At 62.5% G+C, this 14806-nt stretch carries 13 protein-coding genes; 3 read left to right on the top strand and 10 right to left on the bottom strand.

Going from position 1 to position 14806, the window contains the following annotated elements:
* Positions 1-92: 92 nt before the first annotated feature.
* From F8C90_RS01415 to glmU, 6 genes are all read right to left on the bottom strand, one after another.
* Positions 93-1466, bottom strand: a complete 1374-nt coding sequence (locus tag F8C90_RS01415; RefSeq protein WP_158048663.1) for a DHA2 family efflux MFS transporter permease subunit — start codon at positions 1464-1466, stop codon at positions 93-95.
* Positions 1467-1770: 304 nt separating this feature from the next.
* Positions 1771-2328, bottom strand: coding sequence for an aminoacyl-tRNA hydrolase (pth, locus tag F8C90_RS01410; protein ID WP_158048662.1), 558 nt, complete (start codon positions 2326-2328; stop codon positions 1771-1773).
* A gap of 12 nt (positions 2329-2340) precedes the next feature.
* Entirely contained in the window at positions 2341-3312 is a 972-nt protein-coding gene (locus F8C90_RS01405; protein WP_158048661.1) for a ribose-phosphate diphosphokinase, read from the bottom strand.
* Between the two features lie 339 nt (positions 3313-3651).
* Complete coding sequence (locus F8C90_RS10850) at positions 3652-4491, bottom strand: TipAS antibiotic-recognition domain-containing protein (protein WP_170264487.1); 840 nt, start codon at positions 4489-4491, stop codon at positions 3652-3654.
* Between the two features lie 648 nt (positions 4492-5139).
* Positions 5140-7089, bottom strand: coding sequence for an NAD(P)/FAD-dependent oxidoreductase (locus F8C90_RS01395; RefSeq protein WP_158048660.1), 1950 nt, complete (start codon positions 7087-7089; stop codon positions 5140-5142).
* 211 nt (positions 7090-7300) lie between these two features.
* Positions 7301-8668 carry a bifunctional UDP-N-acetylglucosamine diphosphorylase/glucosamine-1-phosphate N-acetyltransferase GlmU gene (gene glmU, locus F8C90_RS01390; RefSeq protein WP_158048659.1) on the bottom strand — a complete coding sequence of 456 codons (1368 nt, stop codon included), beginning with the start codon at positions 8666-8668 and terminating at the stop codon, positions 7301-7303.
* 131 nt (positions 8669-8799) lie between these two features.
* On the opposite strand from glmU, the gene F8C90_RS01385 reads away from it, so the two are divergent.
* Entirely contained in the window at positions 8800-8943 is a 144-nt protein-coding gene (locus F8C90_RS01385) for a molecular chaperone TorD family protein (RefSeq protein WP_170264486.1), read from the top strand.
* Positions 8944-9087: 144 nt separating this feature from the next.
* Here the strand turns inward: F8C90_RS01385 and nhaA are convergent, their stop codons facing one another.
* Positions 9088-10728, bottom strand: coding sequence for a Na+/H+ antiporter NhaA (gene nhaA, locus F8C90_RS01380; protein WP_158048657.1), 1641 nt, complete (start codon positions 10726-10728; stop codon positions 9088-9090).
* 308 nt (positions 10729-11036) lie between these two features.
* On the opposite strand from nhaA, the gene hpf reads away from it, so the two are divergent.
* Both hpf and F8C90_RS01370 read left to right on the top strand, forming a co-directional pair.
* A complete protein-coding gene (hpf, locus tag F8C90_RS01375; protein ID WP_158048656.1) occupies positions 11037-11615 on the top strand; it encodes a ribosome hibernation-promoting factor, HPF/YfiA family in 579 nt (192 codons plus the stop codon).
* 50 nt (positions 11616-11665) lie between these two features.
* A complete protein-coding gene (locus F8C90_RS01370; protein WP_158048655.1) occupies positions 11666-11884 on the top strand; it encodes an acyl carrier protein in 219 nt (72 codons plus the stop codon).
* 190 nt (positions 11885-12074) lie between these two features.
* Here the strand turns inward: F8C90_RS01370 and F8C90_RS01365 are convergent, their stop codons facing one another.
* Genes F8C90_RS01365 through F8C90_RS01355 form a run of 3 tightly spaced genes read right to left on the bottom strand, consistent with a single transcriptional unit; the run spans position 12075 to position 14720 of the window.
* Complete coding sequence (locus F8C90_RS01365; protein WP_158048654.1) at positions 12075-12254, bottom strand: hypothetical protein; 180 nt, start codon at positions 12252-12254, stop codon at positions 12075-12077.
* 1 nt (position 12255) lies between these two features.
* Positions 12256-13281 (bottom strand): cytochrome d ubiquinol oxidase subunit II, encoded by a 1026-nt coding sequence (cydB, locus tag F8C90_RS01360; RefSeq protein WP_158048653.1) that lies wholly within the window; start codon positions 13279-13281, stop codon positions 12256-12258.
* Positions 13281-14720: a cytochrome ubiquinol oxidase subunit I gene (locus F8C90_RS01355; RefSeq protein ID WP_158048652.1), complete on the bottom strand. Its 1440-nt coding sequence runs from the start codon at positions 14718-14720 to the stop codon at positions 13281-13283. Before F8C90_RS01355 ends, cydB begins: the two co-directional genes overlap by 1 nt.
* Positions 14721-14806: the final 86 nt, after the last annotated feature.

Below are 14806 nucleotides of genomic sequence, written 5' to 3'. Positions count from 1 at the left end.
AGGGCAACGCAGGACGGGCGTCGGACCCGCGATCGCCTAGCGAGGGGAATGAGGCCGCGACCGCCCGCCGTGACCAGCGAATCCCCGCTCGCCTAGCGCACCTTCGCAATCACCACGACAAGCACGCAGGCGGCGAGCACAGCCGAGATGCCGAACGCCGCCTGATAGGCGAACGACATGTCCATCGCACCTGACTGCGCAGTCGCAGAAAGCGACGTGATCACAAGCACCATAATCGCCGTACCGAGCGACGCGCACGCCTGGCGAACCGCCGCGAAGAACGCGCTCGCGTCCATCATGATCTCGCGCGGAAGCCCGCTCATTCCCCACGAGTTCAAAGGCCCGATCAGCGCACTCACCCCCATGCCGCGAACCGTCTGCATGAGCGTCGTCATCCAAAGCGGCGTGTTCTCATCCATGAACGCCATGGACACGGCGCCCACCGTGAGGAGCGCCGCCGCGACAATCACCACCGGACGCGCGCCCACCCTGTCGGAGAGAATGCCCGCAAGGGGATTCACCACCACGGCCAGGATAGTCGCGGGGATGAACACAATCCCAGCTTCGACGGCGCTGCCCCCGCAGAGCCCCTGCACGTACAACGGTACAATCAGCGTGATTCCCATGAACGACGCGAACAGGCAATTCTGCGCGATAAAGCTAATGCGGAAGCGGGACGACTCGAAGATGCGCATGCTGATGAGCGGGTGCTCAATCCGCTTTTGGCGCGCCACGAAAAACACGAGGCACGCAATGCCCACGACCGCAGGCACCCACACGAGCGGGCTTTGCACGCCCAGGCTTGCCGCGTTGGAAAAAGCGAGCAGAAGCCCGCCGAAGCCGAGCGCGGAATACAGGAAGGACACGCCTTCGAAGCGCGCGTCGCGCATCGGGGCGTCTTCGCGCGCGATCAGGAGGAACGCCGCAAGAATTAAAAGGACGACGATGGCGATGAACAGCCAGAAGAAGCTGCGCCATCCCCACGAGTCGACGAGCGCACCCCCGATGAGTGGGCCAATGTTCGGGGCGAACCCCATGGCGATGCCCGCGATACCCATCGCCGTACCGTTTTGCCCTTTGGGGAAGCGCGTCATCGCGATCGACTGCAGGACGGGAAGCGTGATGCCCGCACCGACGGCCTGAAGCACGCGCCCGAAAACGAGCACCCCAAACGTCGGGGCGAGCACATCAACGATGCCCCCGACCAGGAACAATCCCAATGCGAGGAAAACGACATTGCGAAGGGAAAGGCGCTGCGACAAAAACGTCACAGCAGGAACGGTGATGCCAAGCGCAAGCATGTAGATCGTCGTAAGCCACTGCCCGACGCTCGCGTTCACACCGAAGTCAGCCTCCACGCCGCCGAGCATGGAATTCATCACCGTTTGCGTGAGCGACCCAAGCGCGCACGCCAAAACGACAATCGCAAAGAGCACGTAAGTGCGCCCTTTTTCGGACAACGACATGATGCCCCACTTCCTGTGCTCCGGGGCGCTACGCACCTATCTTACTGCTCAAGTAGGAACGTTTCGCGTCGGAGCCCCGCCCGACGCGTAAGCAGCGCCCATTATACCCTTCAATCAGGAAGGGGGGCAAAGAACACGTCTCAGTGTCGGCAGGAGGAGGGACGAGAAAAGGCCCGACTCCCAAGATTGGAAATCGGGCCAATCGAGATAACGTTTGGGCGCTAGCGGAATTCTGCCCCTTGAGCACCTGATAGACGCTCAGCGATATCTGACAACCTTATCGGGCCAGCGCCATCGCAACGCGCTAGTTGAATTTCTGCTGCGTCTTCTCCAACCCATGCTCGATGAGGAACAGTGCCGCCTCGCATCCCAAGTCGGTCGCCTGCGCGAAGTCGTCCGCCGCGTCCTTCTTGGGAAGGGACAGCACGTAGTCGGCCACTGGCATGCGTCCCGGCGGGCGCCCGATTCCGCAGCGCACGCGGAACCAGTCGCGCGTGCCAAGCTTGTCGCAGATCGAGCGCAGGCCGTTGTGGCCCGCATGCCCGCCGCCGAACTTCACGCGAATCGTGCCCGGATCGATGTCGAGCTCGTCGTGGATGACGACAAGGCAATCGGGTGACACACCGTAGGCGTTCATGAGCTGCTTCACCGGACCGCCCGATGTGTTCATGTAGCTTTGCGGCTTCGCGAGCACCACGTCGATGTCGTGGTAAGCCCCTTTGCCGGTCAGCGCGCCGCACTCGTTCTTCCAATAGCGCACGCCGATTTCCGACGCAATCTTATCGACCGTGTCGAACCCGGCGTTATGGCGCGTATGCTCGTATTCCTCCCCGGGGTTCCCCAGGCCAACAATGAGAAACATATATTTCGTACCCTATTCGAACAGCGAAGCGACCGAGCCGTTGCTGTAAACGTTTTTGATGGTCTGCGCGAACAGCGGGGCAAGCGTGAGGACCTTGATCTTGCCGGTCTGGCGCTCAAGCGGCACGGGAACAGCGTCGGTCACGACGACCTCCTCGATGCAGCTGTTCTCGATGCGATCGTACGCCGGGCCGCTGAACAGGCCGTGCGTTGCGCAGGCGAACACCTTCTTCGCACCCTTCGCCTTCAGCGTGGTCGCCGCGGCAACGAGGGAGCCAGCGGTGTCGATCATGTCGTCGTTCAGGATGCAGACCTTGCCCTCAACGTTGCCGATAAGCGCCGTGATCTCGGCCTGGTTGTGCTTGGGGCGATCCTTGTGCATGATCGCGATATCGCAATCGAGCAACGTGGAAAACTTCTTCGCTGCCTTCGCGCGGCCCACGTCGGGGGACACCACGCAAAGCTCCTCGGGGTCGAAGCCCATGGCCTTGTAGTAGTCCACGAAGATGGGCATCGCGGTCATGTGGTTCACCGGCTTGTCGAAGAAGCCCTGGATAGCGTCCTGGTGCAGGTCGATCGCGATAATGTTGTCAGCACCGGCGGTGGTGAGCAGGTCGGCGACGAGCTTCGCCGTGATCGGCTCGCGCGGAGCGGCCTTGCGATCCTGGCGGGCGTAGCCGTAATGCGTGATGACGGCGCTCACGCTGTGGGCGCTCGCGCGCTTGGCGGCGTCGATCATGATGAGCAGCTCCATCAGGTTGTCATTAACATCGAGGCCGTTGGGGCTCGAGCACACGGACTGCACGATGAACACGTCCGCGCCGCGCACGCTTTCAAGATAGCGCGCGTAGATTTCGCCGTTCGCGAACTTCTCAAGCTTCACATTGCCCAAGGAAATGCCCAGCTCGTGAGCAATTTCGTCAGACAGCCTCGGGTTGGAAGATCCCGAAAATACAGCGATTCTCTTCATCTTCTCGAATTCCATGCGGCGCTCCTTCTTGTGCCAGTCGACTCATCTTCTTCCTGCCCAGAGGGCAAGACCCGTATCAACCATTGTATCCAAGCCCCGCGCCGCTGCGCGAGAAGTTCGCGGTATCTTCGCAGAGGGGCGCGAAATCCCGTAGACGCGCAGAGGGGCCGCGCAGATTGCAAACAGCGGGCGCGGCGCGACGGCTCTAAGGCCGAGCACGCCCACCGACATGGGCAAGCGAGCTTCAAGCCATATTCGCGAGCCCATCATTGCCCCCTATTCAACGTGTTTCTGCCCTGTTAGCGCACTTCGGCCCTGCCGCCACCGCCGCATGCCAAAACAGAGGCAGCAGCCTTAATCGATTCCCCCTTCCCCCATTGCGGCCTCGATCGCCGCAACCAAAAACGCCGTCGCGCCCTCGCCCGCTCGCGAGTCGTAGTAATTGACGAACCGCTCGTCTTCGAGGTAGCTTTGCGCGAGCGCAACATGCGCATCCGGCGAATACGCCCCTTCGCCCCATTGTGCGCGAATCCATCGGGCATGCATCTGAGCGAGCTTCGCCGCCTCGGGACCCATCGCATTTCCTGCGGCCACTGCCGCTTTCAGCTGCTCGATGATCGCCTGTTCAAGCGTTTCTTTCGCGCTCCATTCAGCTTCGCTCATGCCGAGCAGCCTTTCGTTCGCGGCATCTACCACAGCGTCACCGTAGCGCTCGCGCGCCTCTTTCCCGTAGCTCATCTCGTTGGCATGCACAGCACTCCAGCGCTTCAAATGCGGCAGCACCGCGCCCATAAGCGACACCGCTTCGTCGCGAGACATGCCCGTGTTTTCGGCCAAGCGAGGCGCGCAATCCTCGATCATGGCGTCCATTGTGGTTTCGTAGGTATATTTTCCCTGTTCATAGCACCATTTACAGTAATGCTCATCTTTGGAGCCGTCAGCATCGGAGCCGTAATCGGCCGGCGTCAAAATCATGCCGCAGCTCTCACAATAGCGCTCGGGCAAATCGAGCAGATGCATAATGGGCTCGTCGAGCACGTTCGCGATGAGCTTCATCATGTCGATGCCCGGCACAACCTCGCCGCGTTCCCAGCGTGACACCGCCTGCCGCGTCACGTACAGCTTCGCCGCAAGCCCTTCCTGCGTCAGGCCCTTGCGTTTGCGCAGCTCAATCAGTTTTGTTGAGAAATCCATCGAAAGCTCCTCTCTCGATTCTGTTGGCAAAACTCTATCCGAACCAAGCGCGAATTCCTAGCAACCTTCAGTTGCGAGCCCAATCGGCATGAGGCGCATACCCCATTTCAGCCTTTACGCACCGAGGAATTCAAAAAATTGCTCGATGTGCGTAGGTATTCGCGAAGCGAGCTCGGATGCCGATTAGCTGCCATATGCGTGACCTGGGCTTTTCTGATTCCGAAGCGCCTGCTTCGAAAGACCCTGCGCCAAAACCTACGCACATCGAGCATTTTTTTTCATTGGCAGCGCATCGGAGAGGGCGAGGGCGCGGCGGCGAGGGCGGGACGGACGGTGCGAAGCGGAAGGGGCGAGGCGTCCCTGGGCAGCAGCGGGTGCGGAGCGGTCCCGAGCCCCTGTAGGGGCGGGGGGACGTCCCGCGCATCGGGGGGACGGGGCGGATGGTGCGGGACGGCGTCCCTGCGCGGCGGCCTTGCGCGCCGCCGCGCGTTTGAGAAGGTTGCGAGATTGACCAGCAGCTGGCGAAATTGGCCAGCTCTGGCGTTTTAGCTAGATGTCGAGCGCCGCGTGGTAGGCGCCACCTCAGCTGGCTAGCGCCGCGTGGCAGACGCCGCCTTAGATTACCAGCGTCATGCGGCCAACGTCACCTTAGATGTCGAGTGCCGCATGGTAGGCCTCGTACACCGCCGTCGTGATATTAGAGGGCCGCACTGCATCGCCGACGACGCGCACGAACGGCGCCGCATCCCGCAGGGCATCCGCGGCATCGCTGCGCGAGCGCTGGCCGATGGCGCAAATCACCGTGTCGCCAGGAACAAGGTGCTCCTTCCCCTCCCCGTCCGCAACGACAAGGCCACCGCGCTCCACGCGCACACCGCGGGCGTCCAGGTTGACGTCAATGCCCGCGCGCTCGACTTCCGCAAGCAAGATGGGCCTATGCCGGATGTTGGCGTCGATGGCAAGCCCGTCGCGCATCTCGACGATGTGCGCGCGCCTACCGAGTCGCACCTGGTTGATCGCGCATTCGCAGCCCGTCAGCCCACCGCCAAGAACGACAACCTCATCCCCCGGTTGCCCACCTCCCAAGTACAGGTCGTCGATCGAGAGTACGCGCGCACCCTCTTCGACGGGAAGAGGCATCGGAATCGGAGCCGACCCTACGGCGACAATCACCGCATCGGGCGCAATCTTCTCCGCGAACGCCGCGTCGACCTCGGTGTTCAGGCGGACGTCCACCCCAAGGCGATCGAGCAGATGCGCGTAGGTGCGCCCCAGCTCATACATGTCGCGCTTAAAGGGCAGCGCCGCCTCGGTGCGCAGGATGCCACCGAGCTCGCCCTCGCGCTCGCACAGGACGACGTCGTGCCCGCGGCGAGCCGCCGTTGCCGCGGCGACCATGCCAGCGATGCCGCCGCCCACGACGAGCACCTTGCGCGAACGGGGCGAGCGCGCGATGTCCATCCCCTCGAACTCGCGCCCGATGAGCGGGTTTACTGCGCAGCGGCGCGTCTGCGTCACGGCACGCTCGGCCATGCACACGTAGCAGCGAAGGCATTTCACCACGTCATCGCCGCGATTTGCCATCACCTTAGAGGGTAGTTCGGGGTCGGCCAGAAGGCCGCGCGCCATGGCGACAGCGTCGGCCTGACCGCTCGCGATGATTTCTTCCATCTGCGCGGGGTCGGAAAGCCCGCCGATCGCCACGACAGGGATGCTCACGTGCTTCTTGATCTCGGCCGCGAGATGCACGTTGCAACCGTGGTCACGGAACGTCGACGGGTGCGTGACCGAGAAGCCGAATTGATAGGACCCTGCCGACACGTGCATGAGGTCGACCAGATCCTCGAGCGCATGGGCGATGCGGGCGCCCTCTGCCACATCGTAGCCGCCCTCGAAAAGCTCGGCTCCGCTTATGCGCAGCTCGATGGGGAATCCAGGGCCAACGGCGCTGCGCACCGAAGCGAGCACCTCGCGCGCGAAGCGGATGCGGTTCTCAAGCGGCCCGCCGTATTCGTCCTCGCGCTTATTGAAGTAGGGGGAGAGGAACTGGTTGATCAGCCAGCCGTGCCCTGCATGCACCATGACCATCTGGAAGCCGGCGCGCTTCGCGAGCGCAGCCGCCTCACCATATGCTGCAACGATGCTCGCAATCTGCTCATGCGAAAGCGCGCGCACGGGCATGCCGTCGGGGCGCACGCCATCGGAGGGCCCCCACTGGCACAGGTCGCCCTTCTTCTCCTTGTCGACCATATAGGTGCCGGCATACTGCCCCGAATGCGAAAGCTCGATGGATGCAACCGCGCCGTGGCGTCTGATCGCGTCGGCAAGGTAGGTGAAGGCGCCGAGCTGACCGGGCGTCTTCAGCGACAGCCGCAACATTTGCGAGCCGTCGGTTTCGGGATGGACCACCAGCTCGCTCACAGTGACGACGGCCGCACCGCCCTTTGCGCGCAGCTCGTAGAATCCCTGGGTGCGCGGCCCTGGCGTGCCCTCCGCCGTAATGTCGGTCGCGCCCATCGGCGCAGATAGCATGCGGTTTCGAAGCGTCAGGCGCCCCACCGTAAGCGGCGCACACAGATGCGGATAATCTCGCTTCATCGAACTCCCCTTCTTATCGAAAATCCCCCCGCCGAGCTGACCGGGCGTTTGCATCGCGTGGACCTCGCTGGCCGCCGGTCGCGCCCACGGGTTGCATCTCGCGGGCCGTACCACGCTGGCCGCTGGCTCCCACACGATTGCACCCGGCAAGCTCGACGGTGGGTGCGGCGCCCCTCCCCGTTCGGGCGCCGCCAACCAAGCACTGCGCAGTCTAGTTCGACGGATGGTGCTTTTCAACCCAGCCTTCGTGGTTTTCCTGACGCCCGCGGGCGATAGCGAGCGCGCCGTCGGGCACGTCCTTCGTGATGACGGAGCCCGCGGCCACAAGCGTATGCGCGCCCACGTTCACGGGAGCCACCATCATGGTATCGCTGCCGATGAAGGCACCGTCGCCGATGGTGGTCGGCCACTTCTTGGCGCCATCGTAGTTGCAGGTGATCGAGCCGGCGCCGACGTTCACGCCCTCGCCGAGCGTCGCGTCGCCGATGTAGCTCAGGTGAGGAACCTTGCTACCGCGGCCGATCGTGGATTTCTTGATTTCCACATGAGTGCCGGCCTTCGCACCCTCGCACAGGTGCGCGCCGGGGCGCAGGTACGCACGCGGACCGCACGTGGCCTCATCGTCGATGCGCGCCTCGATCGCGACCGTCTCGTCGATCGTGCAGCCCGAGCCGACGACGGTGTCGGTCAGGCGCGTGTTCGGGCCGATGACGGAATCCTCCCCTACCTGGGTTTTCCCCAAGAGGAAGGTCTGCGGGAGAAGCTCAACATCGGGCGCGATTTCCACGTCGGGGCCGATCCACACCGAGGTCGGGTCCCACATGGTGACGCCCGCCGCCATGTGCTCCTTGTTGATGCGCGACTGCAGGGCGCATGTCGCCGCGGCCAGCTGGACGCGCGAGTTCACGCCGAGGCACTCGGAGACGTCGCTTGCGGGGAGCGCAAGCACGTCGCGCCCGGTGCCACGGCAGATCTCGAGCACGTCGGTCAGGTAGAACTCGCCCTGCGCGTTGTCGCTGCCCACCTGTTCGAGTGCCTCGAAAAGCGCCTGCGCGTCGAAGCAGTAGAAGCCGGAATTGCATTCGGTGACGGCGGCCTCGGCGGCGTTCGCGTCCTTCTGCTCGACGATGCGCTCGACGCGCCCTTCGCCGTCACGGATGATGCGCCCGTAACCGAACGGGTCGTCGAGCTCCATGGTGAGCACCACGACCGCCGCGTTCGAGCGGGCGCGCATGTCGGCGAGCTCGCGAATGGTATCGGGCGTGATAAGCGGGCAGTCGCCCGACAGCACAAGCAGCGAGCCATCGAAGCCGGCGAGCGCTTCCTTGCAGGTGAGCACCGCGTCGGCCGTGCCGCGCTGCGCCTTCTGCACGACAACTTCGGTGTCGGACACCAAAGGCTCCACGATCTCGCGAGCGTGCCCCACCACCGACACGATGCGGTCGGCGCCGGCTTCGCGCGCGGCGTCAACGACCCAGCGAACGAGCGGCTTGCCGAGAATCTCGTGCGCGACCTTGGGTTTTTTCGACTTCATACGAGTTCCCGCACCTGCGGCGAGCACGATGGCGGCAGTATTCATTGAAACGACCTTCCGATTGGTTGAAAAATGCCAGGGAAAGTATAGCGCAACCCGAAACTGACGCGTTCCCGCAGGCTGCAGGCTCACTGGTATACCATCAAAGATAATCGCTCATCGAGCACAGCGGCCGCTTGCGCGTCCCAGCGCGCGACGACGTGCGGGCGCGCTATCTCGCCTGCGGGTTCACCCTGGACAAGGACATTTCGCTTCCCGAAGACCATTTGAGCTTCGAGCTCGAGTTCATGGCGCTCCTCTGCGAGCACGAGGCGTCGTGAGAGGGTGAAAGCGGCGAGAGCGGGGCGGAAACGCATTGCGGCGGCGCCGAGCATCCCCCCCCCAAACGCACCTGATCGCGTGCTTGGGCGGCGCGAGGTGCCGCCCAAGCACGAGCGGCCCCGAAGGGACACACCGCGGCGGCGCTAGCGCTTCTCCTTGAGGGAGACCGCCACTTCCGCAATGCCCTCGCACCCCGCAAGAGCCTGCTCCACCTCGCGAATGACCTCGGGATCGTCGATTTCTCGAAGGAGCCTCTCGGATGCGGCGTTGGCTTCTTCGCCCGCAGTCTGCCGCTGCATCTCGCTCGGGCCGAGCGACATGAAAGCCACGCCCTGCTTCTGCGCCGATTTCGCCTGCACCGCGAGCAGCGAGAAGCCCGCGACGCCTGCAACGAGCGAGGCTAAAAGGATGCCAAGCTTTGCCGCAGCGATTGTGGCCGCATCGACGTAGGCCAGGTTCGCCACAAAGATTGCCATCGTGAAGCCGACGCCGCCCAAAACCGCCGCGCCGAGCATATGCATCCAGGTCACATTCTCGGGCAGGCTCGCCGCCCTCAGCTTCACCACAAGGAAGCTCGCGGCCATAATGCCAAGCGGCTTGCCCACCACCAGGCCGAAGAACGCACCAAGCAGCGCCGGGTTCGAGAACAGTGCGCCCAAATCGCTGCCCGCAAGCCCGACGTTCGCGTTCGTGAGCGCAAACAGGGGCAGGATCGCGAAGTACACCCAGGGGTAGAGCAGATGCTCCAAACGCGTCGCCGGAGGCACAACCTGCTTCGATACGCGCGCCAGCGAGGAGACCGTCTTCAGGTAATCCTCCTGCCCGATAACGGGTTCTTGCGCGTTGAAGGCGCTCTTCGCCTCGACGACGCGCTCGCCCGTCCAGCGGATGAAGCTCTTCACGTTCACGCGCGAGCCGGAGGGAATCGCAAACGCGAGTAGTACGCCGGCGATGGTCGAGTGCACGCCCGACATGAACACGCAGTACCATAACACGGCCCCCACCAGCAGATACGCATACAGCGAGAACACATGGCGCTTGTTCATGAGCAACAGCGCGCAAAAGACGACCGCCGCACAGCCAAGCCACGGCAAAGACGGCGCCTGCCCGTAGAACACCGCGATGACGATGATCGCGATGATGTCGTCGGCGACGGCCAAGGTGCTCAAGAACACGCGCACCCCGTTCGGCACGCGATTGCCGAGAAGCGCCAAGATTCCCAGCGCGAACGCGATATCGGTCGCCGTCGGGACGCCCCATCCGCCTGCCGTGTCAAGGTTGCCCACGTTGAACGCGGAGTAGACGGCCACAGGCACGAGCACACCGCCCACCGCAGCGACGATGGGAAGGATCGCCTGACGGATGTTCGTCAGCTCGCCCACCGTCATCTCGTATTTGATCTCCAAGCCCACGAGCAGGAAAAACACCGCCATAAGCACATCGTTGATAACGTGCGAGAGCGGCATCGTCGCCTGCATCTGTCCGAACACGAAGCCGACGTCGGTGTGCCAGAAATGGGAGAAGGCATCGGAGACAGGGGAGTTCGCCACCACAAGCGCCGCGATCGCCGCAAGGAGCATCGCACCCGCCGCCTTCGTGGACGAGCTCGTGAACTGGATGAGCTTGCGATAGCGGGCCTGATGGCGCTGCACTTCGCTGATGTAGATGCGCCCCGGATCGGGGTTTTGCGCACTGGGGTGCTCGGGTGCTGCAGGCGCATCGTGAGCCACGCCTTCTGCAGAGCTCGCTTCTTTGTGCGCAGGTGAGGCGCAATGTTCGGTCATGGGAAATCCAATCTATGCGCGGGCAGCGCATACCACGGGGTCGGGCGTTTGTTGCATTATCCCTCAAATAACGGGTTCTTAACTTGCAAAACCCCCTTTCACCTGCGATTGTAAGAGAAGCGTTGCCAAAATGGTCGCAAATACTCATCTCCCCCGACGCCGTTTTGCGCTATGCTGTACCCATCAGCTTCGAGGTAAGGAGCCAACATGTTCCATGCAGACGGGTATCGAAATCGCAGATAAACCCGCATGGACAAGGGCATCCTCCCAGGCTGTTTTTTATTCGCCACGATTGTGAGGTGGTAACTATGAGCATTACCGTATCCGGCCGCAAAATGCCTGTAACCGATGCGCTGCGCGCCTATGCCGAGGAGAAAATCGGCAACTCGATGAAGGTCATGGATATCGACCCCCTCAACGCCGAAGTCGTCCTGAGCAAAGAAAAGAACCCGGCGAACCCCTGCCCCGACACCTGCGAAGTCACGCTGCGCACGAAGGGTCACATCATCCGCGTGGAAGAGCACGAAGACGATATGTACGCGGCCATCGACGTCGCCGCGGCGAAGGTGCTGCGCCAGCTGCGCAAGTACAAGACGCGCGTCATCGATCGCAAGACCCGCAACGGCGAGAAAACCGTTGACGCCTCGCCCATTCCCGTCTCCGAAGGAGAGCTCGATCTCGACGGGCTTATGAGCGAGCTGTCCGACGACGAGGTCGTACGCGTGAAGGAAATCGAGTTCGCGCCGCTCACCGAGGAAGAAGCACTCGTGCAAATCGACCTTCTGGGCCACGATTTCTTCGCTTACACCGATCGCGACACGAACTTGGTGAATGTTCTTTACCGTCGCGACAATGGAGGTTACGGCCTTTTGAAGCAGAAGGAGTAGCGATAGGGTACAATACCTTCGCTAGTTCACTGTGAGAAAGGATGCCTTCAATGGCTACGCTTGATACCGTTAAAGAAGTTCTCGAATCGAACCTCGACATCGACCCCGAGAACGTGACCGAAGACGCCACCTTCGATGACCTGGGAATCGATTCCCTGGACATGGTCGAGCTCATCTGCGATCTCGAGGAGAAGTGCAGCGTCGATTTCGGCGAGCCGGAAGGCCTCACCACCGTCGGTGACCTTGTCGAGTACATCGACAACCTGTAAGGTTTCACCACCGCAACGAAAGAGCCCGCATCTGCGGGCTCTTTTCTTTTTTGAAATGCGCGGCGGGACGAAAACGCGTACGACAACGGGAAAACGCGGGGGCATGCACCGCGGCCGCAGCGAGACGCGAGGGCACACGCAGCGGCTTCGACAAGATGCCGGAACGCGCACACCCGCGTCAGCAGGAAACCTACGGACGGTCGCGGCGAGAAAGCCACGCGAGCACGACGGCAGCCACAACGAGCAGGCAGATCGTCGCCACGCGCCCGACGCTTAAGGACTGATACCCTACAGCGAAGATGCCCGCCCCGAACGCCGCCAGTACCGCGCAAAGGACGGAGAGCCATTTCAGGTAGTGTTTCCTCTCCATGCTACGCCACGTCTTCCTCGCTCAAGCGGCCACGGAACGTGCGGTAGACGATGACGTGGTACACCAACACAAGCGGCACACCGATACACGCGATGCCCGTCATCCAAGCAAGGGAAATCTCCGAGGATGCTGCCATCGCCGCAGTGATCGAGGCGCCCACGCCGGCGGGGTCGGCGACGACGAGCGTCGGGAACATCGACGTCGCCAGAAGCCCGATAAGGCAGACCGCGCTTGCGGACTGGGCGAGAAACGCGCCCAAGTCGCTCCCCTTCGCGCGGCCCAGGTATATCGACACGATGAGAGCGATTGCGAAGAGTACGGCAAACACGCAGGCCACTGGCCACATTGCGGGCTCAATAGCAGGACGAATGACCCCGAGCGTCATAGCACCGCAGACCACGAACAGCACGAGCGTCACAATCTGCAGAATGCCCCCGAGCTTGCGCGCCCGCGCACGAAGGTCACTCCCCTCGGGCGTTTTAAGCGCTATCCACAAGCACCCCGCCGTCAGACACATCGAGAAACCGAGAAGCCCCACGAGCAGCGTGTACGGGGTGATGAGCCCCAGAAGAGGGACGCCTGAGTAATCCCCGTTCGCCGCCATGGGAATACCCGCGAACGCATTGCCCACGGCAACCCCGAGCAGAAGCGCCGGCAAGAACGATCCCACGATGAAGCACACGTCCCACACGCGCGACCAGCTGGCGTCATGGGCGCGGAATTCGAGCGAGACGGCGCGTACGATAAGTCCGAAGAGCACGAGCATCACCGCGAGGTAGAAGCCCGAGAACGTCGTGGCGTATGCCGCGGGAAACGCCGCGAACAGCGCACCGCCCGCCGTGAGCAGCCAAACCTCGTTGCCGTCCCACACAGGGCCGATGCTGCGGCGGATATACGCGCGCTCGGTCTCGTCCCTCGCGAGGACCGGGTAGAGCACGCCCGCGCCCAAGTCGAATCCGTCGAGCACGAAATAGCCCGCGATCAGCACGAAAATCAGGAAGAACCACAGTATCTGGAGAATTGTCATTACTGCTCACCACCCTTTTCACCCGCACTGGCAACCGCAAGATTCCCATCGGCCGCCTTGGCGGCACCCTCATCGGGCCCCTGCTTCACGAAATGGGAGATGACGCGCACCCAACCGATGAGAAGGAACAGGTAGACCGCAAGGAACAGCCCCAGCGTGATCAAAAGCTCGGGCGCCGACACAGATTGGGAAATCGCGTCGTTCGTCAGAAGAGCCACGCCGTCGGGACCGGTCGTCGAAGGATAGACGACCCACGGCTGACGGCCCACCTCCGCCGTGATCCAACCAACTTGAATGGCCACGAACGGGAAAAGCGGCGAAATGACGAACAGCTTCTGCAGCCAGCGCATCGAGCGGACGCGCCCGCCGCGCATGGTGAAGACAATCGCAAGGATCGCCGTCACCATGATGAGCCCATACATGGCAACCATCAGGTGATATGTTTGGAACACGAGGTTCACGGGCTGATCGGCGACGTTCATATCGGAGTACTTCTCCTCCTGCGCGAGCGAATGCAGGCCCTTGTACTCGGTATCCCACGTGCCGGTTGCAAGGAAGCTCGTCCCGCCGGGAATCGCGAACGGGGTGATCACTTTCTCGTTTTCCTCGTCCACCCAACCGAATGCGTAGAGCGGCGGCACCTCGTCGTTGTACATGCCCTCCATCATGGCGAGCTTGGTGGGCTGCTCTTCGGACACCTGAACGGCGGACGCGTGCGCGGTCACGATCATGGCGCACGAGGCGACGATGCCGACGACGGCCCCGATGCGCACCGTTTTCATGGCGAAGTCGGTGTGCTTGTTCTTGAGCAGGTACCACCCGCCCAAGGCGAGCGACGTAAACGCACCGATGATCAGCAGCGCAACAATCACGTGGAAGTAGCGCGGGGCAATCGAGGGGTTCATGGCTGCTGCGAGGAAGTCGGTGATGATAGCCTTCTTCCCATCGGCTGCGAGCTCGGCGCCGGCGGGCGTCTGCATCCACGAGTTAGCGATGAGGATCCAGAGCGCACTCAAAAGGGAACCCGCCCAAACAAGCCATGCCGACACGGTGTAGAACTTGGGCGAGACTTTGTTGCGACCGAACAGCAGCACGCCCAAGAACACCGACTCCAGGAAGAAAGCGAACAGCGCCTCTGCGGCAAGCGGGGCGCCGAAGATGTCGCCTACGAAGCGCGAGTAATCCGCCCAGTTCGTGCCGAAGGAGAACTCCATCGTGATGCCCGTCGCCACGCCGATGGCGAACGTCGCGGTGAAGATCTTCACCCAGAGGCGCACCGCCGCGCCGTCCTTCTCGTCGCGCGAACGGTAGTACTTCGTCGCGAAAATCGCCGTGATCAGGCCCAGCCCGATCGAGAGCGGGACGAATATGAAGTGGTACGCAACGGTAAGCGCAAACTGGATACGTGAGAGCAAAGCAACGTCGGTCAAGATATCCATAACGCAACCCCCTCCTCTTCGCATATGCGATGGTTGATTATTGGATGCCAGGATAGCACATTATCGATAACAGTTCTCATTATTAT

It is taken from the genome of Ellagibacter isourolithinifaciens (assembly GCF_008831035.1).
Classification (GTDB): domain Bacteria; phylum Actinomycetota; class Coriobacteriia; order Coriobacteriales; family Eggerthellaceae; genus Ellagibacter; species Ellagibacter isourolithinifaciens.
The sequence above is the reverse complement of the archived record's forward strand: the minus strand, read 5'-3'. Positions and strand labels throughout refer to the sequence as shown.

Coding starts and splice junctions, on each gene's coding strand:
- F8C90_RS01405 (WP_158048661.1), bottom strand. CDS start 3,312: ATGGAATTCGAGAAGATGAAGAGAATCGCTGTATTTTCGGGATCTTCC.
- cydB (WP_158048653.1), bottom strand. CDS start 13,281: ATGACAATTCTCCAGATACTGTGGTTCTTCCTGATTTTCGTGCTGATC.
- nhaA (WP_158048657.1), bottom strand. CDS start 10,728: ATGACCGAACATTGCGCCTCACCTGCGCACAAAGAAGCGAGCTCTGCA.
- F8C90_RS10850 (WP_170264487.1), bottom strand. CDS start 4,491: ATGGATTTCTCAACAAAACTGATTGAGCTGCGCAAACGCAAGGGCCTG.
- glmU (WP_158048659.1), bottom strand. CDS start 8,668: ATGAATACTGCCGCCATCGTGCTCGCCGCAGGTGCGGGAACTCGTATG.
- F8C90_RS01355 (WP_158048652.1), bottom strand. CDS start 14,720: ATGGATATCTTGACCGACGTTGCTTTGCTCTCACGTATCCAGTTTGCG.
- F8C90_RS01415 (WP_158048663.1), bottom strand. CDS start 1,466: ATGTCGTTGTCCGAAAAAGGGCGCACTTACGTGCTCTTTGCGATTGTC.
- F8C90_RS01395 (WP_158048660.1), bottom strand. CDS start 7,089: ATGAAGCGAGATTATCCGCATCTGTGTGCGCCGCTTACGGTGGGGCGC.
- hpf (WP_158048656.1), top strand. CDS start 11,037: ATGAGCATTACCGTATCCGGCCGCAAAATGCCTGTAACCGATGCGCTG.
- F8C90_RS01370 (WP_158048655.1), top strand. CDS start 11,666: ATGGCTACGCTTGATACCGTTAAAGAAGTTCTCGAATCGAACCTCGAC.
- F8C90_RS01365 (WP_158048654.1), bottom strand. CDS start 12,254: ATGGAGAGGAAACACTACCTGAAATGGCTCTCCGTCCTTTGCGCGGTA.
- pth (WP_158048662.1), bottom strand. CDS start 2,328: ATGTTTCTCATTGTTGGCCTGGGGAACCCCGGGGAGGAATACGAGCAT.